Below are 1,191 nucleotides of genomic sequence, written 5' to 3'. Positions count from 1 at the left end.
ATGTCTAAAGAAAAATTTGAACGTACAAAACCCCACGTTAACGTTGGTACAATCGGCCACGTTGACCATGGTAAAACAACTTTAACTGCAGCTATTACTTCTGTACTTTCTAAAAAATACGGTGGTCAAGCTCGTGCATTCGATCAAATCGATAACGCACCAGAAGAAAAAGCTCGTGGTATTACCATCAACACTTCACACGTTGAATACGATACACCAACTCGTCACTACGCACACGTAGACTGCCCGGGCCATGCTGACTATGTTAAAAACATGATCACTGGTGCGGCACAAATGGACGGCGCTATCTTAGTAGTAGCAGCAACTGATGGTCCTATGCCACAAACTCGTGAGCACATTCTTTTAGGTCGTCAAGTAGGTGTTCCTTACATCATCGTATTCTTAAACAAATGCGATATGGTTGATGATGAAGAGTTATTAGAATTAGTTGAAATGGAAGTACGTGAACTTCTATCTCAATACGATTTCCCAGGTGACGATACTCCAGTAATTCGTGGTTCAGCGCTTAAAGCGTTAGAAGGCGATGCAGCATGGGAAGAAAAAATTGTTGAATTAGCAGAAGCATTAGACACTTATATCCCAGAACCAGAGCGTGACATTGATAAACCATTCTTATTACCAATCGAAGACGTATTCTCAATCTCAGGTCGTGGTACAGTAGTAACAGGTCGTGTAGAGCGCGGTGTAATCAAAGTTGGTGAAGAAGTTGAAATCGTTGGTATCAAACCAACAGCTAAAACAACTTGTACTGGTGTAGAAATGTTCCGTAAATTACTAGACGAAGGTCGTGCTGGTGAGAACGTAGGTGTATTACTACGTGGTACAAAACGTGAAGAAATCGAACGTGGTCAAGTATTAGCAAAACCAGGTTCAATCACACCACATACTGATTTTGAATCAGAAGTGTATATTCTAAGTAAAGATGAAGGTGGTCGTCATACTCCATTCTTCAAAGGTTACCGTCCACAGTTCTACTTCCGTACAACTGACGTAACTGGTACTATCGAATTACCAGAAGGCGTAGAGATGGTAATGCCAGGTGATAACATCAAAATGACAGTATCATTAATTCACCCAATCGCAATGGCAGACGGTTTACGTTTCGCTATCCGTGAAGGTGGTCGTACTGTTGGTGCTGGTGTTGTTGCTAAAGTTATCAAATAATTTAAG

General features: G+C 41.3%; 1 protein-coding gene. It reads left to right on the top strand.

Going from position 1 to position 1,191, the window contains the following annotated elements; genetic code table 11:
• Positions 1-1,185, top strand: coding sequence for an elongation factor Tu (tuf, locus tag DKK70_RS16355; protein WP_034882428.1), 1,185 nt, complete (start codon positions 1-3; stop codon positions 1,183-1,185).
• Positions 1,186-1,191 lie beyond the last annotated feature (6 nt).

Origin of the sequence: Gilliamella apicola, assembly GCF_003202655.1 — a bacterium.
GTDB classification, from domain to species: domain Bacteria; phylum Pseudomonadota; class Gammaproteobacteria; order Enterobacterales; family Orbaceae; genus Gilliamella; species Gilliamella apicola_R.
Note: the sequence above shows the minus strand (reverse complement) of the source record. Positions and strands in the feature narration are given on the sequence as shown.

Excerpts from the sequence above, each read along its gene's own strand:
- tuf (WP_034882428.1), top strand. The coding sequence starts at position 1 with ATGTCTAAAGAAAAATTTGAACGTACAAAACCCCACGTTAACGTTGGT.